20 protein-coding genes are annotated in these 23,421 nt (G+C 31.9%); 9 read left to right on the forward strand and 11 right to left on the reverse strand.

The window, feature by feature from the left end; all coding sequences use genetic code 11:
- The first annotated feature begins 64 nt into the window (after positions 1–64).
- Positions 65–1,519: a sialate O-acetylesterase gene (locus tag Q0998_RS12085; protein ID WP_299670228.1), complete on the forward strand. Its 1,455-nt coding sequence runs from the start codon at positions 65–67 to the stop codon at positions 1,517–1,519.
- A gap of 165 nt (positions 1,520–1,684) precedes the next feature.
- Positions 1,685–2,668, forward strand: a complete 984-nt coding sequence (locus Q0998_RS12090) for a hypothetical protein (RefSeq protein ID WP_299670229.1) — start codon at positions 1,685–1,687, stop codon at positions 2,666–2,668.
- 113 nt (positions 2,669–2,781) lie between these two features.
- Here Q0998_RS12090 and rsmG read toward each other — a convergent pair whose 3' ends face one another.
- Positions 2,782–3,411: a 16S rRNA (guanine(527)-N(7))-methyltransferase RsmG gene (gene rsmG / locus Q0998_RS12095; protein ID WP_299670230.1), complete on the reverse strand. Its 630-nt coding sequence runs from the start codon at positions 3,409–3,411 to the stop codon at positions 2,782–2,784.
- Between the two features lie 125 nt (positions 3,412–3,536).
- Here rsmG and Q0998_RS12100 point away from each other — a divergent pair, with 125 nt between their 5' ends.
- Together Q0998_RS12100 and Q0998_RS12105 are read left to right on the forward strand one after the other, a co-directional pair.
- Positions 3,537–4,628, forward strand: coding sequence for an acyl-CoA desaturase (locus Q0998_RS12100; RefSeq protein ID WP_299670231.1), 1,092 nt, complete (start codon positions 3,537–3,539; stop codon positions 4,626–4,628).
- A 23-nt stretch (positions 4,629–4,651) separates the two neighbouring features.
- Complete coding sequence (locus tag Q0998_RS12105) at positions 4,652–5,839, forward strand: pyridoxal phosphate-dependent aminotransferase (protein WP_299670232.1); 1,188 nt, start codon at positions 4,652–4,654, stop codon at positions 5,837–5,839.
- A gap of 511 nt (positions 5,840–6,350) precedes the next feature.
- Here the strand turns inward: Q0998_RS12105 and Q0998_RS12110 are convergent.
- On the reverse strand, positions 6,351–6,566 hold the full coding sequence (locus Q0998_RS12110; protein WP_299670233.1) for a hypothetical protein: 216 nt from the start codon (positions 6,564–6,566) through the stop codon (positions 6,351–6,353).
- Positions 6,567–6,734: 168 nt separating this feature from the next.
- Here Q0998_RS12110 and Q0998_RS12115 point away from each other — a divergent pair, with 168 nt between their 5' ends.
- Positions 6,735–7,835, forward strand: a complete 1,101-nt coding sequence (locus tag Q0998_RS12115; protein WP_299670234.1) for a DUF4407 domain-containing protein — start codon at positions 6,735–6,737, stop codon at positions 7,833–7,835.
- A gap of 221 nt (positions 7,836–8,056) precedes the next feature.
- On the opposite strand, the gene Q0998_RS12120 is transcribed toward Q0998_RS12115, so the two are convergent.
- Both Q0998_RS12120 and Q0998_RS12125 read right to left on the reverse strand, forming a co-directional pair.
- Positions 8,057–8,656 carry an alkylphosphonate utilization protein gene (locus tag Q0998_RS12120; RefSeq protein WP_299670235.1) on the reverse strand — a complete coding sequence of 200 codons (600 nt, stop codon included), beginning with the start codon at positions 8,654–8,656 and terminating at the stop codon, positions 8,057–8,059.
- Positions 8,657–8,790: 134 nt separating this feature from the next.
- Entirely contained in the window at positions 8,791–11,175 is a 2,385-nt protein-coding gene (locus Q0998_RS12125; RefSeq protein ID WP_299670236.1) for a penicillin acylase family protein, read from the reverse strand.
- A 75-nt stretch (positions 11,176–11,250) separates the two neighbouring features.
- Here Q0998_RS12125 and Q0998_RS12130 point away from each other — a divergent pair, with 75 nt between their 5' ends.
- The 3 genes from Q0998_RS12130 to Q0998_RS12140 all read left to right on the forward strand — a co-directional run bounded on the left by Q0998_RS12130 (position 11,251) and on the right by Q0998_RS12140 (position 16,515).
- A complete protein-coding gene (locus Q0998_RS12130) occupies positions 11,251–12,414 on the forward strand; it encodes a DegT/DnrJ/EryC1/StrS aminotransferase family protein (RefSeq protein WP_299670237.1) in 1,164 nt (387 codons plus the stop codon).
- Positions 12,415–12,541: 127 nt separating this feature from the next.
- The gene (gene galE, locus Q0998_RS12135; protein ID WP_299670238.1) at positions 12,542–13,552 is read left to right on the forward strand and encodes a UDP-glucose 4-epimerase GalE; all 1,011 of its coding nucleotides are present in this window, start codon (positions 12,542–12,544) and stop codon (positions 13,550–13,552) included.
- Between the two features lie 128 nt (positions 13,553–13,680).
- Positions 13,681–16,515: a pitrilysin family protein gene (locus Q0998_RS12140; protein WP_299670239.1), complete on the forward strand. Its 2,835-nt coding sequence runs from the start codon at positions 13,681–13,683 to the stop codon at positions 16,513–16,515.
- A gap of 113 nt (positions 16,516–16,628) precedes the next feature.
- Here the strand turns inward: Q0998_RS12140 and fabD are convergent, their stop codons facing one another.
- From fabD to Q0998_RS12155, 3 genes are all read right to left on the reverse strand, one after another.
- Positions 16,629–17,516 carry an ACP S-malonyltransferase gene (gene fabD / locus Q0998_RS12145; RefSeq protein ID WP_299670240.1) on the reverse strand — a complete coding sequence of 296 codons (888 nt, stop codon included), beginning with the start codon at positions 17,514–17,516 and terminating at the stop codon, positions 16,629–16,631.
- 233 nt (positions 17,517–17,749) lie between these two features.
- Positions 17,750–18,028: a hypothetical protein gene (locus tag Q0998_RS12150; RefSeq protein ID WP_299670241.1), complete on the reverse strand. Its 279-nt coding sequence runs from the start codon at positions 18,026–18,028 to the stop codon at positions 17,750–17,752.
- A 1,027-nt stretch (positions 18,029–19,055) separates the two neighbouring features.
- The gene (locus Q0998_RS12155; RefSeq protein ID WP_299670242.1) at positions 19,056–19,442 is read right to left on the reverse strand and encodes a nucleoside triphosphate pyrophosphohydrolase family protein; all 387 of its coding nucleotides are present in this window, start codon (positions 19,440–19,442) and stop codon (positions 19,056–19,058) included.
- Between the two features lie 148 nt (positions 19,443–19,590).
- Here Q0998_RS12155 and Q0998_RS12160 point away from each other — a divergent pair, with 148 nt between their 5' ends.
- On the forward strand, positions 19,591–19,797 hold the full coding sequence (locus Q0998_RS12160; RefSeq protein WP_299670243.1) for a hypothetical protein: 207 nt from the start codon (positions 19,591–19,593) through the stop codon (positions 19,795–19,797).
- Here the strand turns inward: Q0998_RS12160 and Q0998_RS12165 are convergent.
- Genes Q0998_RS12165 through Q0998_RS12180 form a run of 4 tightly spaced genes read right to left on the reverse strand, consistent with a single transcriptional unit; the run spans position 19,794 to position 23,399 of the window.
- Positions 19,794–20,714 carry an ion channel gene (locus Q0998_RS12165; RefSeq protein WP_299670244.1) on the reverse strand — a complete coding sequence of 307 codons (921 nt, stop codon included), beginning with the start codon at positions 20,712–20,714 and terminating at the stop codon, positions 19,794–19,796. The two genes, Q0998_RS12160 and Q0998_RS12165, sit on opposite strands and share 4 nt — an antisense overlap.
- Positions 20,715–20,733: 19 nt before the next feature.
- On the reverse strand, positions 20,734–21,495 hold the full coding sequence (locus tag Q0998_RS12170; RefSeq protein WP_299670245.1) for a hypothetical protein: 762 nt from the start codon (positions 21,493–21,495) through the stop codon (positions 20,734–20,736).
- Positions 21,492–22,052, reverse strand: a complete 561-nt coding sequence (locus Q0998_RS12175) for a DNA-3-methyladenine glycosylase I (RefSeq protein ID WP_299670246.1) — start codon at positions 22,050–22,052, stop codon at positions 21,492–21,494. Before Q0998_RS12175 ends, Q0998_RS12170 begins: the two co-directional genes overlap by 4 nt.
- Complete coding sequence (locus tag Q0998_RS12180) at positions 22,053–23,399, reverse strand: M24 family metallopeptidase (RefSeq protein ID WP_299670247.1); 1,347 nt, start codon at positions 23,397–23,399, stop codon at positions 22,053–22,055.
- Positions 23,400–23,421: the final 22 nt, after the last annotated feature.

Consider the following 23,421-nt stretch of genomic DNA (forward strand, 5'->3'; position numbering starts at 1 on the left):
GCGTTATTTTAAGTTAAGTCACTCAAAATAAAGCCTTCATCAACATTTATAAAACGCTTATAAAATGAAAAAAATCACGTTTAAATTTTTAGGAATAGTATTTTTTTTAATGTTTATAGAAACCATAGATGCAGCCATTAAACTTCCTGCTATTGTTTCATCGAACATGGTTTTACAGCGCAATACCGAAGTTGTACTTTGGGGTTGGGCAGATCCAGAAGAGAAAATTACCATTAACACTTCATGGTTAAAAAAAACTTTTAAAATTAGAGCAGACAAAAATGGTAATTGGCGTATTGAAGTGAACACAACCAATAGTAAAAATGCGCAATCTATAGAAATTACGAGTAAAACTTCAGGTATTACATTAGAGAATATTTTATTTGGTGAAGTGTGGTTGTGCTCGGGTCAATCAAATATGCAACAATCTATGATGGGGTATGGTGGGCAACCAACCTTTGATACCGCTTTACCCATTGCAAGGTCTAATAATTTTAATCTACGCCTTTTTACAGTAAACCGAGTTGGATCAAAAACACCTCAAAAAGATCTTAAAAAATATACACCTTGGCAACAAGCTTCTCCAAAGAATGTTTCAGAATTTAGTGCTATCGCCTATTTTTTCGGTCAACAACTTCAAGAAATTTTAGATTGCCCTGTAGGTTTAATACACACTTCTTGGGGCGGAAGCTCTGTAGAAGCTTGGATGAGTAAAGAGGCAATTAGCACGTATCAAAAAGTGAATCTAGAAAATAGAGATCTCAAAAAAAGAACAAATAGCATTCCCACGGCATTGTTTAACGGAATGATACATCCCTTAATTCCGTACACCATCAAAGGAATGCTTTGGTATCAAGGGGAATCTAATCGCATGCAACCAGAAAAGTACAAAAAATTCTTTCCTGCCATGGTAAAAGATTGGCGTAAGCGTTGGGAAATTGGTGGTTTTCCTTTTTTTTATGTTCAAATTGCGCCTTATTTATATGGAAATAATGAGGTTTTCCAAAAAGTTGAGAATACTGCTTTTATCCGCGAAGCTCAACTACAATGTCTAGATCTAATTCCAAATTCAGGGATTGCAATTACCATGGATATTGGAGATAAAGAATCTATTCATCCACCAAAAAAGAAAGAAGTTGCAGACAGATTGTTATTGAATGCCTTGCATAAAACCTATGGTTACACTTCTATAAGTTATGCTTCTCCTGTTTATACTTCCTTAGAAATAAAAGACAACAGCATTTTACTAAAGTTTAAAAACAACAAGAAAGGCTTGTATTCTTATGACGGATTGTCTGGATTTGAAATTGCCGGAGATGATAAAGTTTTTTATCCAGCAGTAGCTAAAATTGTAAATCGAAAAAATGTATTGGTTACAAGTACTAAAGTACCAAACCCAATTGCGGTTCGATATGCCTGGAAAAACTGGATCAATGGCACGCTTTATAATGGCGCGCTGTTGCCTGCATCTTCTTTTAGAACAGATACCTGGAATGATGCTACGAGAGCTGAAAAGTAAAAATCGAAAAACAGTTTTTATTGTGGATCAAGTAAAGAGGAAAAATAACTTCTTCTATGTTTTAGTTTGGTTTATTTCTAAAACTAAAAGATATAACTTCGCTTACGCTGAATATAAGTAAATGAAACGATACATATTTGTATATTGGCAATAATAAAAACCCATATGAAAATCTTTAAATTTTTCAGAAGAAACTTAATTGGATATCAAAAAACCGAGAAAATAATTAAAGATAAATCTAATCAATATCAAAATTTTGATTCTCAAGTAATAAGATTAACCGAAAACAGTTTTACAAAACTTTTAGATATTCCTATTCCAGAATCTGATCAATTCAAAATGATCAAAGTCTATATCAAAGCAGGAGAATATTTTAAAGCTAACCAAACTATCTTCAGTTTAGGTTCTGAAATTCACGGAAGCGGAACATTACATATAAACTTTCCGTTTGGAGGGAAAGTGAATTCTTATTTAATCAATAATAATAATTCTATACGTTTAAATCAGGAACTTGTAAAAATCAAAAAAATAAAGGATACAAATTTACTTTATCAAAAAATATTTGAACAAAATCTACTTAGATTAAATAAAACAGAAGTAAGTTATTTAGAAGATGAATTTACTAACTGTAAAACAATTAAGGTTACAAAATTAGCAAATGAAAATACTGAATATTTTAAACTATATCTTGACAAATCAAAATCTATAAATGATTTTTTGGGTTTTACTTTAGTAAATCAAAATGGATATATTTATATTTCTTTTAACTCCAGTAATGAAGATATAACCTTATCAAAAGGAGATAGATTAATTATGTTATTTGATGATGAATCTAAATTGGATATTACTTTTTCGAGAGCAGGTGAAGGAACTAAAGGTTCTAGGTTTAACAATTCAGAAATAGGATTTGAAGAAATCAATACACTTTTCCATAAAAAATTACTTAAAATAAAAATAATTAGTTTTAGAAAAAAAATGTTTTCTGTATATCACATGGATCATTTAATAAATAACAATCAAATATATTCATATTATAAAGAACCTCTTTATCAAACAATATTGGATGGACAGTACTTATTACGAATAATGGTTGAAAAATTTATAATTGCAAATCAAAAATATAAAATTACAACTACAAAAACAGTGTAGACAAAATTGATAGTTATAGTTTCATTATAAAAAAAACTCTGGGGTTTTCTTGACTTATGTTTCATTTACTAATTTTAGTGATTAAAAACCACAACTTCTCCAATACAATAACCTTACCCTTTATACTTCATTCCTAAATGCACCACTTTTTTGGTTTTATAGAAATCCTCCTCAAAGTAGTCCGCTAAATCATAGATGGTAGCAGAAGTATACAATTTTAATTCTTCAGACAAATCGCCACCTTTTAAATAGAGAATACCGTTTTTTAAATCGTGGTTTTGCTTTTTATTGATTCTCCCTTTTGTCCAACGTACAAAAGTTTCCATCTCGGCTACAGCTCTGCTTACAATAAAATCGTAGGTATCTTTTACCTCTTCTACTCTACCATGAGTGGTTTTTATATTTTCTAATCTCAAACCTTCAGCAACTTCATTTACTACTTTTATCTTTTTCCCGATAGAATCTACCAAATGGAATTGTGTTTCAGGAAATAGAATCGCTAACGGAATTCCAGGAAAACCTCCACCCGTGCCAACATCTAGTATTTTAGAACCGGGTTTAAAAGGCATTACTTTGGCAATTCCTAAAGAATGTAATACATGGCGTAGATACAATTCATCAATATCTTTTCTAGAAACAACATTTATTTTTAGATTCCAGTCTTGGTACAGTTCTTGAAGTTTAGCAAACTGTTGGGTTTGAGTGGCTGATAAATCTTTAAAATATTTTTGAATAATATCCATTTATATAAGGTTTGAAATGCAAAAATAGTTATTTGTATTGGAACAATTCTTAACAAAAACTGACGTTTATCATAAAAAGCAATTTCAAAAGCATTATTTTTGCCAAATCAATATGTAAACACTAAATGAAAACAATAAATTTCTCAAGAGTAGACAAAGCAAAGTTCTTTAGAACTCTAAATAAAAGAGTAAATAGTTATTTTAAAGAAAACAATATTAAAAGAACAGGAAACTGGAAATTGTATACAAAAGCAATTGTCATGTTTTCTTTATTTTTAGTTCCTTTTATATTAGTATTAACGGTCTCTATGCCACAATGGCTAATGATTCTTTTAATGGTAGTTACCGGAATTGGAATGGCTGGTGTTGGTATGAATGTAATGCATGACAGTAATCATGAATCTTTTTCTAGTAAGAAATGGGTAAATAAATTAATGGGAAGTAGTATTTATATTCTTGCCGGAAATGTATACAACTGGAAAGTGCAACACAACGTCTTACACCATACTTTTACCAACGTAAAAGATCATGATGAAGATATCGATGCTGGAAGAATTATTCGTTTCTCTGTGCATTCTGAGTGGTTAAAAATTCATAAAATTCAAAAATATTATTCGATTTTTCTATATGGTTTATTAACGATTAATTGGGCAATTACTACAGATATAAAGCAAATGCACAATTATTTAAAACGTAAGTTATCCTACGGTAAATTCCCGAATCCTAAAGTAGAATGGACCAAATTGGTAGTTTCTAAAGTAATCTATTATGCACTTTGGATTGTGTTGCCATTGCTAGTTTTAGACGTTGCTTGGTGGAAAGTATTGCTTGGATTCTTTGTAATGCACTACACGGCAGGTATGATTTTAAGTTTGGTTTTTCAGTTGGCACACATTGTACCAAATACAGAAATGCCAGTTCCAGATAAAGATGGTAATTTAGAACACACTTGGGCAGTCCACCAATTATACACAACCTCTAACTTTGCACCTACCAATTGGTTGGTAAACTTTTATACAGGAGGTTTAAATCATCAAGTTGAACATCATATTTTTCCTCATATTTCTCATGTGCATTATAATAAATTAGCTAAAATTGTAAAAGAAACAGCTATTGAATTCAACTTGCCTTACAACGAATACAAAACTATGAGTAGAGCTGTTGTAGCGCATTTTAGACATTTAGGTGTTTTAGGGAAAAATCCTGAATTGGCATAACAACAACTACAACGAACAGCAAAATGACACACCCATTATCGGACAGAATTAACAGTTTACCTGTATCTCAAACTTTAGCAATGGCTGCTAAAGCAAGAGAATTAAGAGCAGAAGGAAAAGATATTATTGGTTTAAGCTTGGGAGAACCCGATTTTAACACACCAGATTTTATCAAAGATGCTGCTATAGAAGCAATCAATCAAAATTACAATTCATACACACCAGTAGACGGCTATGTAGCATTAAAAGAAGCGATTTGTACCAAGTTTAAACGTGATAATGATTTGGTCTACAAACCCAATCAAATTGTGGTTTCTACGGGTGCAAAACAATCTATTGCGAATGTTGCGCAAGTACTGTTAAATCCTGGTGATGAAGTTTTATTGCCAGCGCCGTATTGGGTAAGTTATGCTGCCATTGCTATTTTAAGTGAAGCAACCTATGTAGAAATTCCATCTGCTATAGAGAATGATTTTAAAATCACGCCAGCACAATTAGAAGCTTCTATTACGCCTAAAACAAAAATGATTTTCTTTAACTCGCCAAACAATCCTAGTGGAACTATTTATAGTGAAGCAGAATACAGAGCATTGGCAGCAGTTTTAGAAAAATATCCAAAGATTTTTATCTTATCAGATGAAATCTATGAACATATCAATTATGATGCAAAACCCTTTAGTTTTGCCGCAATTGAAAGTATGTACGACAGAACCATTACCGTAAACGGTTTGGCAAAAGCATTTGCGATGACAGGTTGGAGAGTTGGTTATCTCGGTGCACCAGAATGGATTGCGAAAGCATGTACAAAAATGCAAGGTCAAGTTACTTCTGGTACAAATTGTATTGCACAAAGAGCAGCAATTACGGCCGTTTTAGCGCCCGTTTCTAAAATACAATACATGGTAGACGAGTTTAAAACTCGTAGAGATATCATCATTAATTTGTTAAGAGAAATAGACGGATTTAAAATAAATGTTCCTGAAGGCGCTTTTTATGTATTTCCAGACATTTCTGCTTTCTTCGGAAAAACAATTAACGGAGTAAAAATTGAAAACGCGAGTGATTTTTCTTTATTCTTACTAGAAAAAGCAAATGTTGCAACGGTTACAGGTGATGCTTTTGGAACACCCAATTGTATTCGTTTATCTTACGCAGCTTCAGAATTACAAATTAGAGAAGCTATTAAGAGAATTAAAAAAGCGTTGAGTTAAAACCTCAAACTACTTATATATAAAATCCATCTTTTTTAAGGTGGATTTTTTTTTTGGCATGTTTTTGAGAAAAATCAAAAACCGCGCTATTCATTATATCTTTTTAAATTCGTCATTGTGAATTTTGCCTTTCCTACTTGATATGGCAACCTTATGATTCAAAACAGATGGCATATGTAATAAAATTTAAAAAGGATGCCATTTCTATCGCTCACGCAACCTTGTTTGTAAGCTAACATCTAATTTAAACGGGCAACTTATGTAATGAAAAACCTCGCCCCAAGGGTACGAGGTATCAAGTAGAAATTTATTTTTTATTTCGACGCACAGCGTCGGGGAATAAAACCCTTAGATCCCGCTAAAAAAAAGCGGGATTAGTTCAGCTAGCAATTTTTAATTCATTGCTTCGCAACTTTTAAAAATTGAGTTTCACTAATTTAATAATGCTATTTTCCAGACCTCACAGGTTTTAAAAACCTGTGAGGTCTTTTTATATCTTTAAAATTAATTCTTAAAACGAAAACATTATAATTGCAATCGCAAAAAGAGAAACTCTTAAAATAACTCCGGTTTGACTTTCTATTCTTCCTTGATGATTTGTAATTAAAGATTTGATTCTAGAAATAGACTTCGTTTTCTCTAATTGTATGTTGTTTCTAATTTCTTGTTTATAAGATGAAGTTAAAATTCCTCTTTCTAATACAGGTACAGTTTGTAAATATTTCATGGTGTTTCGTTTAATTGATTATATAAAGTAGACGACATCTCACAAACTTTGTTACAGACTAAAACTCCCCGAAAATTAAAATAAATCTGTTTTTCTAGCGTTGATGGTTTACGACAATCAGAAAAAAAATTCAAAAAAAGTTGTCTTTTTATCCTAAAAAAAGAAATTATGCTCAAAAAATTCTTTATTACCTGTTCAGGAGTTGATAAAAACATCATCAATAAATGTTCTGATGGCGAACAAAACAAATATGTTGGTATTGGTGCAACCGTTTTTTTTACAGCAATTATGGCAACAATAGCAGGTAGTTATGCACTTTATACCGTTTTCGACAATGTATTTATAGCTATTTTCTTTGGTCTTATTTGGGGATTATTGATTTTTAATTTAGACAGGTTTATCGTCTCAACCATCAAAAAACAAGATTCTAAATGGAAAGAATTTTTACAAGCCTCACCAAGAATTGCACTCGCAGTAATTATTGCCATTGTCATTTCAAAACCTTTAGAATTAAAATTGTTTGAGAAAGAAATCAATCAGGTTTTGTTAACGGAGAAAAATCAAATGACCCTAGATAATAAAACGCAAATCGCACAACAATTTTCACCAGAAATTGCAAAAATAAATTCAGAAATTTCAAATTTAAAAAACGAAGTTCATGTAAAAGAAACCGAAACCAATACTTTATACGAAACTTACATTGCAGAAGCTGAAGGCAGAAAAGGAACAAAATTATTGGGCAAAGGATCTGTTTATAAAGAAAAAAGAGAAAAACATGATGTTGCTTTACTCGCATTAAATCAGCTAAAGAAAGAAAATTCAGAAAAAGTAAAGAACAAAGAATTAGCAATTGCCAATCTTATAGAAAATCAAAAATTAACAGAAACTAAAACACAACCAATTATTGCAAATTTTGATGGCTTAATGGCAAGAATAAATGCTTTAGGCAAATTGCCTTGGCTACCTTCTTTCTTTATTTTCTTATTATTTTTAGCCATTGAAACTTCGCCAATATTTGCAAAATTAATTGCACCAAAAGGTGAATATGATTTTAAATTAGAAGATGAAGAGACCGCTGTTAAAACTTGGGTAAAACAACAAGTGCAGCAAAGAGAAAAAATGCTACAGGCAGATATTGAAATCAGTAAGAAAGTCTACGAAGGTATTGCTACTGAAGAAGAAATGTATGCTTACAAACAAAAAATGGCACGGGATTTAATGAAATTACAAGCCGATTCCTTCTATAAGAAACAACAGAAAATGTTGTAAATAAAATAGTCTTCGACAGGCTAGACTGACATGTATACTATCAATTGTTTTTTATATGTCAAACTGAGCTTGTCGAAGTTTCAATTATTTTTTTTTTGAGAATAATTTTAATATAGAAAGAAAATGCTGTAACGCCTACCTTAATCCCTTCAAAGGAGGGAAACACTCTTGTGACTCAGTTTTCCCCTTTGGGGAAAATGTCTGAAAGACAAAAGGGGCTACTACTCCTTATCAGCCATTTTCTTTACGTAATCTGTAATAATTACTATTTGAGTAGGCCCAACCTTACCTTCTATAAATTTAGCATTTTCATGATCTAAAGAAATTCTTCTTACAGCAGTTCCTTGTTTGGCAACCAAACTAGAACCTTTTACTTTTAAATCTTTGATCAATACAACATTGTCACCCGCTTGTAAAATAGCACCATTTGCATCTCTATGAATAATTTTTTCACTTTCATCTAAATGATCTCCAGATTCTTTTGCGAAGCGCAAATCGTCATCTTCTAAATACATCATGTCTAACAAATCTTTTGGCCAACCTTCATTTCTTAAACGAGATAACATTCTCCAAGACACTACTTTTACGGCTCTGTGCTCACTCCACATAGCATCATTTAAACAACGCCAATGATTTGCTTCCGTTTCCGCTGGATTTTCTATTTGTGTAATACAAGTTTCGCAAGCCAATAAACTTCCATCAACGCCACTTCCACCAACAGTAATGGTAGGTTTTACTTCATAAACAGCTAGATTATTTGTTGCTGTACATAATTCGCATTTATTTCCACTTCTGCCCTCTAAATCTTGTTGTAAACTCATTATTACTTTTTTAAATTATTGATGGCTAAAGTACATCTTTAAATCACTTTGCTTCTTTTTATTCAATAAAATTAGAATAGAACTGCGTCATTGCGAGAAATTATTTGCTAACAGCAAAAAATGACGCTTTCGAATTATTCTTTTACCGCTTTTAAAATTAAAATATTTTCACTTACTTTAATTTCTGCAGGATTCAATTTCATTTTTACAAACGCACCGTCTACATATTTTTGAGCTTGATCTTTATAATAAGGACTAAAAACCCTACCTGATTGTCCTGTTGGTATAATTGCTAGACTGTTTTCTACATCAGAGAAATCGACAATTCTTCTGGTGGAAGGCCCTGCTTTTACTTTGTAAACACCTGTAGAATCAATATCATAAATCTGATTGTTAATCACTTGATCGCCACCAGAATTTACAAAAGGGCCTACATTAAAAAAGCTTCTTAACATTGCTATTTCACCAACTGCATGTTTGTGCTCAACAGAAATTACACGTTCCCATTTCCAGTCTTCGACATTTGCTCCTAATTGATTTTCTAAAAACAAAAAAGCATTTCTAAATGATTTTGTGATAATTTCTTGTTTCGTTTCTACCTTATTTTTTGTTGAAATGTCATCAAACCAAACAGAACGCGCTCTTTGTGCTTGCACTGGCAAAACCTTCTCCATAAATGGTTTGTTTACAAATTGATTAAAACCTTTTCCCATTTCATCTGCAAATGTATTTTTCTGAAATTCATAAACCATTCTGTTGTAAATTACCGGACCAACTTCCTTCAAATCGTAATTTCCTTTCCAATTATCCAAGTGTGTAATTGCAATTTTTTCACTTGCAGATAAATCGTTTTGACTAATAGAGTTTAATAGGTTTTTAGCAATTTCAGGAGCAATTGGCGAAGTCACGTCCATCAACATTTCTGTAACATCTGTTTTTGTCCAATCATTTTTTGGCGCAACCAAATCTACAATTCTCCTAGCTCTGTCCTCTGATAAATAATAACCAGGGTACAACATATTTGCAATAGAATCTGGTTGATTATTCGCCGAATACACATAATTTATTGTTGGGTTTATTGCTTGCGGGTTCTCTTGGAAATCTAAATATATTACTATTTCATCTTTACCTGAAGCGCCATCTAAAAATATTTTTGTGTACAATGAATCTCGGTATTTATATAATTTTCCTGAAGCAAACCACGCAATGTTATTTTTTGCATCACCATACATCATATTCAAACCTGGCGCATGTAATTTACTCGCTCCCTTTTTAAAATCATTTAAATTTTTTGCGTGAGATATTTCATAAGCAACATCTAAAATTTTATTGTCTAATTTTGTATAAATCCATTGCATTGCAATAGGCTTCTCTGTTTCTAAACCTTCTACAACCCCGTTCATTAAAGGTCCATGTTTACTTACTTTAATTGTATACAAAGAGTCTTTAATATCTTTTATTTTTAAACGTTTTTCAATAGAGGTATAATCAAAATATTCATTTTTGAATCTATATTGATTGCTATTTTCAGGGTTATTTTCTTCCACATAAAAATCGATATCATCGTTTTCAAACATTGTCAATCCGTATGCATAATTTTTGTTATGACCTAATAATGGAAAAGGAACCAAAGCCAAATGAAAACCATACATTTCGTAATTTGGAGTTTTTATGTGCGCTTGATACCAAACTGAAGGCTGAGAATATCCAATATGAGGATCATTTGCAAAAATCACTTTTCCGTTTTTGGTTTTATCAGCCCCAATAACCCAAGAATTACTTCCAATAAATGGCGAAATTGGTAGTACATCTATCAAACTATGCATTGCTTGAGAAAAAGCACCTGTAATCTCAGGATTTTTTTCATTTTCAATTAATGTTAAGTTTTCTGTTTCAGCACCTATCAATTCGTTAAAATAAGCAGTACCTAATTTCTCTTTTACTTCATTTAGCATCGGATCTGTCTTATGTGCAATTGCAAAGCTAAAAGCCATATACCCAAAAACATTATACATATCTTTGAGTGTATATGTTTCTTTATCAACACCAACCAAAGTAAATTCTATAGGTGTTTTCCCTTCTTCTATGTATTGATTAACCCCGTCTAAATAAGCCATTGCCATACTATAAGAAGCTGAGTTTTTATCTAAATTCTGAATCGTTTTTGCAGAAGCTTCTTCAATGCCTAAACCAGAAAATAATTTGTCTGTCCGAATTAATTTTTCTCCAAAAATTTCAGACAATCTCCCTGCTGCGATTCTTCGAATCAATTCCATTTGCCACAACCTATCTTGCGCATGCACGTATCCTAAAGCGATATAGGCATCTTTTTGATTTTCCGCATTGATATGAGGAACCCCTATTTCATCAAAGTAAATGGTAACATTTTTAGAAGTATTTTTAATTTCTATTTCACCTTTGTAAGTTGGGTATAACGTTTTTGTGTACAGCCAACCACCAATAAAGATTAAAATTAGAATAAGGACTAAAAATAAGAGGATTTTTTTAATAATTTTCATGGAAATCTATTTGATTCATTCAAAGATAATAGAATTATATTGTATTTTTGATACCTTTATAAAATCACATTTTTCATGAAAAAAATTCAAATGGTAGACCTTCAAGGTCAATATGCAAAAATTAAAGAATCTGTAAACAATTCTATTGAACAAGTTCTAGATACTTCTGCATATATTAACGGACCTTTGGTTCATGAATTTCAAGCAGATTTAGAAAAATATTTAACCGTAAAACACGTAATTCCTTGCGCAAATGGTACAGATGCATTGCAAATTGCAATGATGGGTTTGGGTTTAGAACAAGGCGATGAAGTTATTACAGCAGATTTTACATTTGCCGCAACCGTAGAAGTAATTGCTTTGTTAAAACTAACACCAGTTTTAGTGGATGTAGAACCAGATACTTTTAATATTGATATTGAAGCTTTAAAAAAAGCCATTACTCCAAAAACAAAAGCCATTGTACCTGTTCATTTATTTGGACAAGTAGCAAATATGGATGCTCTCATGGAAATTGCTGTAGCGCATAATTTATTTGTAATTGAAGACAACGCACAAGCTATTGGTGCAACGTATACCTTTAAAGACGGAACAAAAAAGAAAGCAGGAACCATTGGAAATGTAGGAACTACCTCATTTTTTCCTTCTAAAAATTTAGGCTGTTATGGTGATGGTGGTGCTATTTTTACAAATGATGATGCATTAGCGCATACCATTCGAGGAATTGTAAATCACGGAATGTACACACGTTACTACCATGATGTTGTGGGTGTAAATTCTAGATTAGATTCTATACAAGCAGGCGTTTTACAAGCAAAATTACCAAACTTAAATACCTATTGTGATGCTCGGAGAAATGCAGCTCGTTTTTACAACAATGCATTTAAAAATAATCCGAAGATTACTACGCCAACTACAAAATCGAATGCAACCAATAATTGTGGTCAAATTTGTGACATTTGCGATTGCCATGTTTTTCATCAATATACTTTGCAAATAACCAATGGAAAACGAGATGAACTCCATGCCTATTTATTAGAGCAGAAGATACCAAATGCTATTTATTATCCTGTTGCTTTGCACGCACAGAAAGCATATAAAGATACGCGTTACAAAGAAAGTGATTTCCCAGTAACCAATGAATTGATAAAAACAGTAATTTCGTTACCAATGCATACCGAATTAGATAACGATCAATTGGAGTTTATTACAAAAACGATTTTAGATTTTTTAAAATAAAATTTTAGTTATGACGTTATTGCGATGAGGAACAATATTGCAGTTCCATTTGAATAAACAGATTACTTCGTCATACTTCCCTGTCTGCTATCATGCAGGCTCATAATGACACGCTAAAACAAACAATATGAAAAAAATATTAGTCACAGGTGGTTTAGGTTTTATTGGTTCTCATACAGTTGTAGAGCTACAAAACGAAGGTTACGAAGTTATTATTATTGATGACTTGTCTAACACAACTATAGAGGTTTTAGATAGCATTACAGAAATTACTGGTACTAAACCCGTATTTTATAACATCGATTTAAGAGTAAAAAAGGATGTTGCAAACTTTTTTGAAAATAATAAGGTAGATGGTATCATTCATTTTGCCGCCTTTAAAGCTGTGGGTGAAAGCGTACAAAATCCTTTAGATTATTACGAAAATAATATTGGAAGTTTGGTCTACATTTTACAAGCAATGAGAGACCGGAATTTAGATCATTTTATTTTCTCTTCTTCTTGTACGGTCTATGGGCAAGCAGACGAATTGCCAATTACAGAAAATGCCCCTGTTAAAAAAGCAGAATCTACCTATGGAAACACCAAACAAATTGGTGAAGAAATCATACAAGAAACCTGTAAAGCGCACAATTTAAATGCAATTGCATTGCGTTATTTTAATCCAATTGGTGCGCATAAGAGTATTAAAATTGGCGAATTGCCTTTGGGAGTTCCTCAAAATTTAATTCCCTTTGTTACCCAAACTGCTGCTGGGATAAGAAAAGAATTGTCTGTTTTTGGGGATGATTATCCAACTTCTGACGGAACTGCTGTAAGAGATTATATACACGTTGTTGATTTGGCAAAAGCGCATATTGCAGCTTTAAAAAGACTTATACATAAAAATAACAAACAAAATTTTGAATTTTTTAATGTAGGCACAGGAACTGGAACTTCTGTTTTAGAAGTTATAAAAGCATTTGAAAAAGCATCTGGAAAATCATTAAATTATAAAATTGTTGGCAGACGAGAAGGTGATATTACTGCCGCCTATGCAGATACCACAATTGCCAATAAAGAACTAAATTGGAAAACAGAAAAAAGCTTAGATGAAGCTTTAGCTGCTGCTTGGAAATGGCAGTTGCAACAAAAATAGCATCTACAATTCGTAGTGTACAGAAGTCTCAAATTATAAATTTGAGACTTTTTTAGTTTATTTAACAATGCATCAACCTTAGAAACTAGTTCAGTTTAGTAAATTTGAAATTCAAAAATTAACCAATTATGAAAAAATACTTTATTATTTTGTTTGCAATAGCTTCTTTTATAGCTTGCAAAAAATCCTCAGAAGAAAAATCACCAGAGTTAAGTATCAATTATAAAAAAATAGAACTAGACAATGGTTTAGATGTGGTTTTTCATGTTGACAAATCAGATCCTGTAGTTGCTGTAGAATTAATGGTACATGTTGGTTCTGCGAGAGAAATTGAAGGCAGAACAGGTTTTGCACATTTATTCGAACATTTATTATTCTTAGAATCTGAAAACTTAGGAAAAGGTGGTTTAGACAAAATGAGTGCAAGAATTGGTGCATCTGGCGCAAATGGTTCTACTTCTAGAGATAGAACAAATTACCTGCAAACAGTACCAAAAGATGCTTTAGAGAAAATGATTTGGGCAGAAGCTGATAAATTAGGTTGGTTTATTAACACTGTTACAGATCCTGTTTTAGCAAAAGAAAAACAAGTGGTTAAAAATGAAAAAAGACAAAGTGTTGATAACAGACCTTATGGTCATAACCAATATGTTATTGGCAAGAATTTATATCCAAAAGACCATCCATATAATTGGCAAGTAATCGGTTCTTTAGAAGATTTACAAAACGCAACATTAGAAGATGTAAAAACTTTTTTCAAAAAATGGTATGTTCCTAACAATTCAACCTTAGTTTTATCTGGAGATCTAGACATTGAACAAGCTACAAAATGGGTTCATAAATACTTTGATGAAATTCCTAGAGGTGAAGAAATTCCAGAATTAGAGAAAAGACCTGGAATTGTTGAAGAAACAAAGTTTTTATATTACGAAGATAATTTTGCAAGAGTACCCCAGCTAACTATGGTTTGGCCAACAGTGGCAGCTTATCACCCAGATTCGTACGCTTTAGATGTGTTAACTCAATATTTAACAGATGGAAAATCTGCTCCTTTAAATCAAGTTTTAATAGACGATTTAAAACTAACCTCTAGAACAAGTATGTTTAGTAGAAATTCTGAATTGGCAGGAGAAGCACAACTATCTGTAAGAGCATTTAATGATAAAAAATTAGATGCAGTAAAAGAAGGAATTGAAAAAGGATTTGCAAAATTTGAAGCAGAAGGAATTTCTGAAAAAAATTTAAATAGAATCAAAGCAGGTCAAGAAACACAGTTTTACAGAAGTTTGTCTAGTGTTTTAGGAAAAGGAACTGGTTTGGCTTCTTACAATACCTATACAGGAAATCCTGGTTATGTAAAAGAAGATATTAAAAGAACTTTAGCAGTAACCACAGCAGATGTAATGCGTGTTTATAATAAATACATCAAAAACAACAATTATGTTGCCACCAGTTTTGTTCCTAAAAATGCTGCTGAACTGGCTTTAAAAGGTTCTGAATTAGCTGACGTTGTTGAAGAAAAAATTATAGTGGGAGCAGAAGAAAATTTTGATCCAAAAATCGCGGCTAAATATGAAAAAACACCTTCTTCTTTCGACAGAAGTATAGAACCTCCTTATGGCGAAACACCTTCATTAGCAGTTCCTAAAGTATATGAAAATAGTTTAGAAAACGGCCTTAAAATCTTCGGAATAAAAAGTGATGAAGTTCCTTTGGTTCGTTTTAACCTAACCATTGAAGGTGGACAATTATTAGAATCTATGGATAAATTAGGAGTTGCAAATTTAACTGCAGATTTATTAAATAAAGGCACAAAAAATAAAACCGTTAAAGAATTAGAAGAAGCTATCCAAGAACTAGGCGCATCTATTTACGTTTATTCAGATAAAGAAAGTATTACCGTTAGCGGAACAACCTTAACTAAAAACTACGACAAAACCTTAGCTTTAGCACAAGAAATGCTATTAGAACCAAGATTCGATAAAAAAGAATTCGACTTACTAAAAAAGGCAACAATCGCTAATTTACGTCAACAACAAGCAAGCCCAAATTCTGTGGCAAGAAATACGTACAATGAATTAATTTACGGGAAAGATAATATACGTTCTAAAAATACTTTAGGAACAATTTCTTCTGTAGCATCAATTTCGGTTGATGATGTAAAATCTTTTTACAATAATTATATTTCGCCATCAGTTGCTAAATTATTAGTGGTGGGTGATATTTCTGAAGAAAAAGTAGTGGCATCTTTAGCTGATTTAAATACAAATTGGGAAGGTAAAGAAGTCATAATTCCTGAATACAAAACACCCGAAGCACCAACAAAGCCTGTAGTTTATTTTTATGACATACCAAATGCAAAACAATCTGTTTTACAATTTGGTGCACCAGCTTTGGCTGCAACAGATAAAGATTTTTATGCCGCTTCTGTAATGAATTATATTCTTGGTGGTGGTGGATTCGCTTCTCGTCTAACACAAGAATTACGTGAAGGAAAAGGATATACCTATGGAATTCGTTCTGGTTTTTCTGGTACAAAAGCAAAAGGTGCTTTTACCATTTCTAGTGGCGTAAGATCTAATGTTACTTTAGAATCTGCTCAATTGGTAAAAAAAATATTAGAAGAGTACCCAACTACATTTTCTGACAAAGATTTAGAAACCACAAAGAGCTTTTTAATTAAAAGTAACACAAGAGCGTTTGAAACTGCTGGCGCAAAATTAAGAATGCTATCTAATATTAGTAATTATGGTTTTAAACCAAATTATATAAAAGACAGAGAAAGCATCGTGAATAATATGACGAAAGAACAAATTAAGGAGTTGGCAAATACATATGTAAATCCTAATAAAATGATTTGGTTGGTGGTTGGTGATGCAGAAACACAGTTAGAAAGAATGAAAGAACTAGGCTACGGTGAACCTATTTTATTAAATAAAAGACAGAAACAGATAAAGAATTAAAATGGCTTTGCTTCTAGAATTAAGAATCAAGACACGATTGTAAATAGTCTAATAATAGTAATTGAAAATCCCAATTTCACATTTGAAATTGGGATTTTTTTGTCGAAGTTTATTTAAGAAATTACGGCTCCACTAGTAGCAACGCTTCTATCTATTTTACGCATCAAACCTTGTAGTACTTTCCCTGGGCCCACTTCAATAAATTCAGTGCCACCATCAGCAATCATTTGTGTTATAGATTGGCTCCATTTTACTGGTGCAGTTAATTGTGCAATTAAGTTTCCTTTAATTGTTTCTGCATCAGTAATTGCTATCGCTGCCACATTTTGATAAACAGGGCAAATCGGTTCGTTAAAAATGGTAGCTTCTATTGCCGCCGCTAACTCTTCTCTAGCAGGTTCCATTAATGGTGAGTGAAATGCACCACCAACGGGCAACATCACAGCCATTTTAGCTCCTTTTTCTTTTAATATTTCACAAGCTTTTTCAACAGCTTCTATATCTCCAGAAATTACCAATTGTCCTGGACAATTATAATTTGCAGCCACTACTACTCCACTTTCTATTCGAGCGCAAACTTCTTCTACCAAAGCATCTTCCAAACCAATAATTGCGGCCATTGTAGATTTTTGAGCTTCACAAGCTTTTTGCATGGCCAGAGCACGCTTAGAAACCAATTGCAATCCGTCTTCAAAAGATAAAACTCCATTTGCAACCAAAGCCGATAATTCCCCTAAAGAATGTCCTGCAACCATTTCTGGTTGAAAAGAATCACCTAAAACCTTCGCTAAAATTACCGAATGTAAAAAAATTGCAGGTTGCGTTACTTTTGTTTCCTTTAACTGCTCTGCCGTTCCTTCAAACATAATATCTGTGATTGAAAACCCTAAAATATCGTTTGCTTTTTCAAAGTATTCTTGCGCCAAAGGATACTTTTCGTATAAATCCAATCCCATTCCTGTAAATTGTGCTCCTTGACCTGGAAAAATATATGCTTTCATTGTATCTGTATTTGTGTAATTATTTATTTAATTGTCGGCAAAAATAATCAAATTTATTTGAAGCTACCTGCCTGTCGTCAAGCCATGATGTAATATATCTTTTATTAGTTTCGTTCCTTCTATTATATATGATAATCTGTCCAAAGCTCATTTCAAAACTATCACACTAGGCGGTTCTTGTGAATCAAACTCTTTCCACCTATCAATGCGTCCAACAATCCAAGCTTTTCACTTTATTCGGTAAGGGGTATGATGGTTTGGGAGTTTACTACTTTTCCTTGTAATTTACTGTTCATCATTTCTAAAACTTCTATTTGTTCTTTATCAAAAAGCTCTTCTATCAGTTTCCGTCCCTCAGAATCCGCATAGTCTATATTCATTTGTATAATTTTTAATAATGCTGTCATTTGCATAATAACCAACTTGCGGATTGCCCAAACATTTTCCAATTTTGTTTCTTCAATTCCAAAACCTTGCTTTTCAAAATTCTGAGCAGCTATTCGATATGCCATCTTCCACTTTACCATTAGCAAAGCTTCTTCGTAATTTTACGATCTTTAGAGTGTCAATAACTTCCAATTAATAGCTCTTAATGCTTTACTTGTTACCTTGACTAATAGAAAGTTAAAGGAATAGTTGAAGAATATCCATTCTTTCTAAACTGGTGCGACACCTTATCTCGCATGTTTTGAATCGTAATGCTACTTCTGCTTGTCTTTTATTGGTTTTAAAAATCAATCGTATAAATACCTACTATAGGTACAGAATCGATTTCTTTGTATATACTATTTCCATTGTTTAAGTTTCTTATAGTTCTTGAACGTACAGGCAAATGGAATTTTTCATCAGGAACCATAACGAACTGTTCATAAATTCACCCCTACCTATCCCCTATGAACATTACTGTTGCTATCTCTTTTAATATACTTTTACTTGTTTGGCTACTCAATCAATTTGTAGAATTTCTTTTCTTTTAGGGTCTGTTATTTGTAATTTGTTTGAATTCTATCTAGCATATCTTCTGACTTATGAAAGATTTTGAAATGCGAAAACCCTAAAAGGTTTAAGCCCTCAACATTCAATACCAATCCAAGATGTATTTTGAAACAATGACCAGTATTTGACCTATCGGAAGACCCCAATCCATTATTTTCAATGCGCCTTCTCTTATAAGAACTCAAATTTACTCCACAGGTATTCTGTATAGATAAGAAATGACAACCCTCAAACAAATTTCCCATACGCCCTGAAAGTTCATTGATTTTGTTATTGTTCAAAAATGTATAATATGCTTTTTGCTCCGCTTTTTTACTTACTAGTTATCTAATGATTGAATTTGAACCCACGCTAAAGTTTATTTTATAATTTCATTTCACATCGCTCTAAACACAGATCGCCTAATTTCCCTATATAATTAGGAAAAAATGTTGCGAGTTTATTGTTTTTTAATTTAACAAAATTATACTTATTCAATTGTATTTGTAGGTACACCGAAGCTGCGGTAGAAAAATTGTCTCTGAATGTGACAAAAATAAAATTTTACTTTTCTAAAATGGCTGCAATATTTGGTTTAAAATAATTCGGCCCTTTTAAAACCTTACCATCTTCTCTGTAAATTGGCTTGCCGTCTTCACTTAATTTACTCATATTACTTCGTTGAATTTCATTGAAAACTTCTTCTATTTTATCTTGCATACCATGTTCAATAATAGTTCCGCATAAAATGTATAGCATATCTCCTAAGGCATCTGCAACCTCTACCAAATCATTATTTTGAGCTGCTTCAAAGTATTCTTCATTTTCTTCTTTCATCAATTCAAAACGAAGCTTTTTTCTATCATTACCAATATTAGCAATGGGTTTTTGGTTCATATTTAATTTAAAAGCGGTGTGAAATTCAGTTACTGATTTTATTTTGTTTTTCATTTGTATTTTAATTAATAGCCGTTATTTAATTTGTAATTTTGCAGTATAAATTTTATATAATTATTCAAAAAGCAAGATACTGCATCTCTTTAGAAATTAAATAGCTTTTATCATCAATTAATTAAGAACTTATAAAGAATAAGAAACTATGTTTTTAAGCGCATATTTTACAACAGGTAGAATTGTTTTTATGATTTTTTTTATTTTAGCTTTTCTAGCTCTAATGATTTATAGCTATAAAAAAGACATAAAAAACCACGAACGTTATTATAAAAATGCTGGTAAAAAAGTATTGATTTATGGTGGCTTAACAATCATTATTTTTATGACGATTCGCTATTTTACAGGGAATTAATTCATTTTTTCTACTTCACTCAGTTTTTCATGATCTAGAACAGTAAAACCCTCATCATCAAAACTTACCGATGAAACGTATTTAACATCTACTTCTAGCTTATCGAAATCATACGAATAAATTTGATATACTTTTTGAGCGAAAGATTCCTCATGAAAATTTATAAGTATATATAGAAAAGCATCTAACTGTTTTATTTCTTTGTTTGAATATTTAAACAACGGACTTTTATCATTTATTGGATGTACAACCGTCCAAACGGTTGGTAAATACATTATTTTTTTTCGCTCTAAATCTAAGGTATAGAATTCTCTTTTAAATTCTCCTTTTTTATCTTTTTCTGTGATTGATAATGTTACTGTAACTTCTGGCTCAATCATTACCGTTTTTCTTCTATTCATTAAACGAAACATAATGGCTCGTTCTTTTTTAAATGCTCTTAAAATAATATTATCGCTAAATTTAATATTTGCTTTTGGCTTCGAGAAACGTCCATAAAGTAAACCTGTAATAAAAGAAAAGCTTAGCAAACCAATCATCGCTTCAAAAGCTGCAATAAAATTAGCAGCAATTCCTTTTGGTGCAATGCCACCGTAACCAACTGTCGTTAAAGTTTGCGCACTAAAAAAGAAACCATTTAAAAAGTTTTCTAAAAAAGTTCCTTTGGGTTTTGTAATTTGTTCTATTCCTATTGAAACGTATAACAGCCCGAATAATATATTTAAAAATGTGTATACCAATACAATTAAAAAGAAGAATTTTGTCCAAGAAATATCGACGAAAAAAGTGAATAAATCACCAGCACTTCTTTTTCTATTGGTATGTATTACATTGCTCGAACCGTCATCATTAATGATGTCTTGTGCATTTTGCTTAGAACTATAACCAAAACCTGGATCTTTTACTTTTCTAGACATTTTTGTGTTTTTTACATATTTATTTCTGAATTCTTCTGATATTTTTTAAGCGTTTCCAAGCTATTTTGTGATGCAGTGTATACATTAGAAAACAACAAATATCTAACAAAAAATAAAACAAGCTAATACCACTTGGCGGATTGTTACTGGGTAAAAATTCAAAAACCTCAAATGCAAAATTTGGCCATTTCCAAGCACCAAAAGCAGTTCCGCCTATTTCTAAAATAGCAACTAAAATATACATTGATAAAAAGAACAACCTGTCTTTGGGTCTTTTCCACAATAATAGAAAGACGCAAATAGTCATTACAAAACCAAAAACATCTGTAAAAAACACTAAATATACCGTTGCAAATAGCGTTATAATTACTGCAAAAAATTCTTCCACAGCTTTGTGATGTTTTCTAACAATAGGTGCTTTGCTAAACATAAATATGCGTCCATACAAAGCTGCGTGACCAAAAGGCACGTAGAGAGGAACATTTTCTAGTCTGTAGGTGTACATATCTAAACCTCTCGAAAATAAATATTCGCCACCAAAACCTACAATAACGGCATAGATCATTAATTCTTTGGTTCTCTTATTTGCTCTGAAATACATCACAAAAAAACCAATACCCATAATGATGTTTATAGGCACTTGAGAATTTGTAAAATGCGTAGCAAAATAAGTACTATCAAAAAAAAGAATAAAAACAAAGATGACAAAAATGCCGATTCGTCTGCTAAAAATATAAAAAATCCTTTTTAAATCTTGTGCTGGTACTTGGAGTATTTTCATTCCACAGGATATTTAAAACAATCTGTTGTATGATCATTTACCATACCCACAGCTTGCATATACGCATACATTACTGTAGAGCCCACAAACTTAAAACCTCGTTTTTTTAAATCTTTAGATATTGTATCTGACAATAAAGTGGTTGCAGGAACTTCTTCTCTTTTATGAAATCTGTTTACAATTGGTTTTTCATCTACATAAGACCAAATAAACTTCGAAAATGAGCCAAATTCTTTCTGAATTTCTATAAAAAGTTGTGCATTTGAAATGGCACTTCTTATTTTTAATTTATTTCTTATAATCCCAGCATCTTGCAGTAAAGATTCATACTTACTTTCTGGATATTTTGCTATTTTTTTGTAATCGAAATGATCAAAAGCTTTTCTAAAGTTTTCTCTTTTATTTAAAATAGTGATCCAACTTAAACCTGCTTGAAAAGTTTCTAAAACTAAAAACTCAAAAAGTGTTGCATCGTCATAAACAGGTGCTCCCCACTCGTTGTCATGATAATCTATATATAATTGACTCTCTGAAACCCAAAAACATCTATTTTTCATTTATTTTGTTTTAATCGCTTTTATTTCAGTTTGTCTTTCGTTTACATATTTAAAAGTATTATCACCAATAAAACCCGCTTCTTCTAACATAATTCTAATGTCTTTGTTCCACTCTTTAATGGCAACTGTTGTATTTAATTCGATGGCATAGGCGGTATTTTTATGCAGCGGATAATCTCCGTTAAAAGGAACTCCGTTTTGAGAATCCCACATCCCAATGGTGGTTCCTGCACTGTGACCGTATTTTCCTAAAGGATGTGTATAAATTGATGGAATTAGACCTTCTTCTCTTCCTTGATCTAAGGAAGCTTTTAAAATTTCGTTCCCCGTTTTACCAACTTTCATATTGCTGGTAAGAATGTCTTGCACTCTATTTCCTTTCTTGAATGCTTCCTGCAAGAATTCAGGAACGGCATTTTCATCTTCTTTTAAAACATAAGCATGTTGTTGACAATCTGTATTTAAACCAATATACGTAATGCCAAAATCGCAATGTAGTAAATCTCCTTTCTGTATGATTTTTTCTTCTTTCCCTTTCGAAAAAGATGCAATATGAGATTTTAATGCTTCATGATCTCTTTGAACATCTACCGTTGGATGAAACCAGGTTTCCAAACCCAAATCTGTTACTTTTTGGCGCATAAACCAAACTACATCTTCCGTAGTTGTTTTTCCTGGCTCTATTACTTTAGATGAAAAAGCTTCATCAATAATATCATGTGTAGTTTTTACCAATTTACTGAACAGTTTTAGCTCCATTTCAGTTCTAGTTTCTATCCAACCAATTCCTAATTTCTCTGCAGAAACTAATTTGTTTTGGTAGGCTTCTGGAAGATTTTCTACCAACTCATCATAATCTGTCTTTACCAAACCATCTGCCAAAGCAAAATGTTTAGAAGTATTTATGCCTATTTTTTTTGGATTTCTTTCTTTGATAATTTCAGCCAACGCTTTCCATTGGTTGGGTACTTTCTCTTTGTTCCAAGCAGATTGTATGCTTTTTCCAATATCATATCGAGCAACGGCCAATCTTTCTAGAGTGTTTTTATTTTGATTTCTAAAGAAAACGATGATTGTTCTTCTCCTTGCATTTAGCCAAGTTGCGGGCAACATTGTTTTTAAAATTGGGTCTTCATTATATTCTCTTGAAATTAAGAGCCACATATCAATGTCAGAATCGTCCATTAGTTGTGGCAATAAATTTGTAAACCTATCTTCTAAAATTTCATCTTTGAGAGTTGCTCTTTCTTTTTCTTTTACAATGCTGTATTCATTTTTAGTTTCTTGGGTCTTCTGACAAGAAAAATAAAGACATCCTATTAAAATTAATGCTATTTTCTTACGCATACGATCTTGGTTTAACGATTTA

The sequence above is a fragment of the uncultured Polaribacter sp. genome (assembly GCF_947501385.1).
Taxonomy (GTDB): Bacteria; Bacteroidota; Bacteroidia; order Flavobacteriales; family Flavobacteriaceae; genus Polaribacter.

Coding starts and splice junctions, on each gene's coding strand:
- Q0998_RS12130 (WP_299670237.1), top strand. CDS start 11,251: ATGAAAAAAATTCAAATGGTAGACCTTCAAGGTCAATATGCAAAAATT.
- Q0998_RS12170 (WP_299670245.1), bottom strand. CDS start 21,495: ATGAAAATACTCCAAGTACCAGCACAAGATTTAAAAAGGATTTTTTAT.
- Q0998_RS12180 (WP_299670247.1), bottom strand. CDS start 23,399: ATGCGTAAGAAAATAGCATTAATTTTAATAGGATGTCTTTATTTTTCT.
- fabD (WP_299670240.1), bottom strand. CDS start 17,516: ATGAAAGCATATATTTTTCCAGGTCAAGGAGCACAATTTACAGGAATG.
- Q0998_RS12150 (WP_299670241.1), bottom strand. CDS start 18,028: ATGGCATATCGAATAGCTGCTCAGAATTTTGAAAAGCAAGGTTTTGGA.
- Q0998_RS12100 (WP_299670231.1), top strand. CDS start 3,537: ATGAAAACAATAAATTTCTCAAGAGTAGACAAAGCAAAGTTCTTTAGA.
- galE (WP_299670238.1), top strand. CDS start 12,542: ATGAAAAAAATATTAGTCACAGGTGGTTTAGGTTTTATTGGTTCTCAT.
- Q0998_RS12175 (WP_299670246.1), bottom strand. CDS start 22,052: ATGAAAAATAGATGTTTTTGGGTTTCAGAGAGTCAATTATATATAGAT.
- Q0998_RS12140 (WP_299670239.1), top strand. CDS start 13,681: ATGAAAAAATACTTTATTATTTTGTTTGCAATAGCTTCTTTTATAGCT.
- Q0998_RS12120 (WP_299670235.1), bottom strand. CDS start 8,656: ATGAGTTTACAACAAGATTTAGAGGGCAGAAGTGGAAATAAATGCGAA.
- Q0998_RS12110 (WP_299670233.1), bottom strand. CDS start 6,566: ATGAAATATTTACAAACTGTACCTGTATTAGAAAGAGGAATTTTAACT.
- Q0998_RS12160 (WP_299670243.1), top strand. CDS start 19,591: ATGTTTTTAAGCGCATATTTTACAACAGGTAGAATTGTTTTTATGATT.
- Q0998_RS12155 (WP_299670242.1), bottom strand. CDS start 19,442: ATGAAAAACAAAATAAAATCAGTAACTGAATTTCACACCGCTTTTAAA.
- Q0998_RS12125 (WP_299670236.1), bottom strand. CDS start 11,175: ATGAAAATTATTAAAAAAATCCTCTTATTTTTAGTCCTTATTCTAATT.
- Q0998_RS12105 (WP_299670232.1), top strand. CDS start 4,652: ATGACACACCCATTATCGGACAGAATTAACAGTTTACCTGTATCTCAA.
- rsmG (WP_299670230.1), bottom strand. CDS start 3,411: ATGGATATTATTCAAAAATATTTTAAAGATTTATCAGCCACTCAAACC.
- Q0998_RS12115 (WP_299670234.1), top strand. CDS start 6,735: ATGCTCAAAAAATTCTTTATTACCTGTTCAGGAGTTGATAAAAACATC.
- Q0998_RS12165 (WP_299670244.1), bottom strand. CDS start 20,714: ATGTCTAGAAAAGTAAAAGATCCAGGTTTTGGTTATAGTTCTAAGCAA.
- Q0998_RS12085 (WP_299670228.1), top strand. CDS start 65: ATGAAAAAAATCACGTTTAAATTTTTAGGAATAGTATTTTTTTTAATG.
- Q0998_RS12090 (WP_299670229.1), top strand. CDS start 1,685: ATGAAAATCTTTAAATTTTTCAGAAGAAACTTAATTGGATATCAAAAA.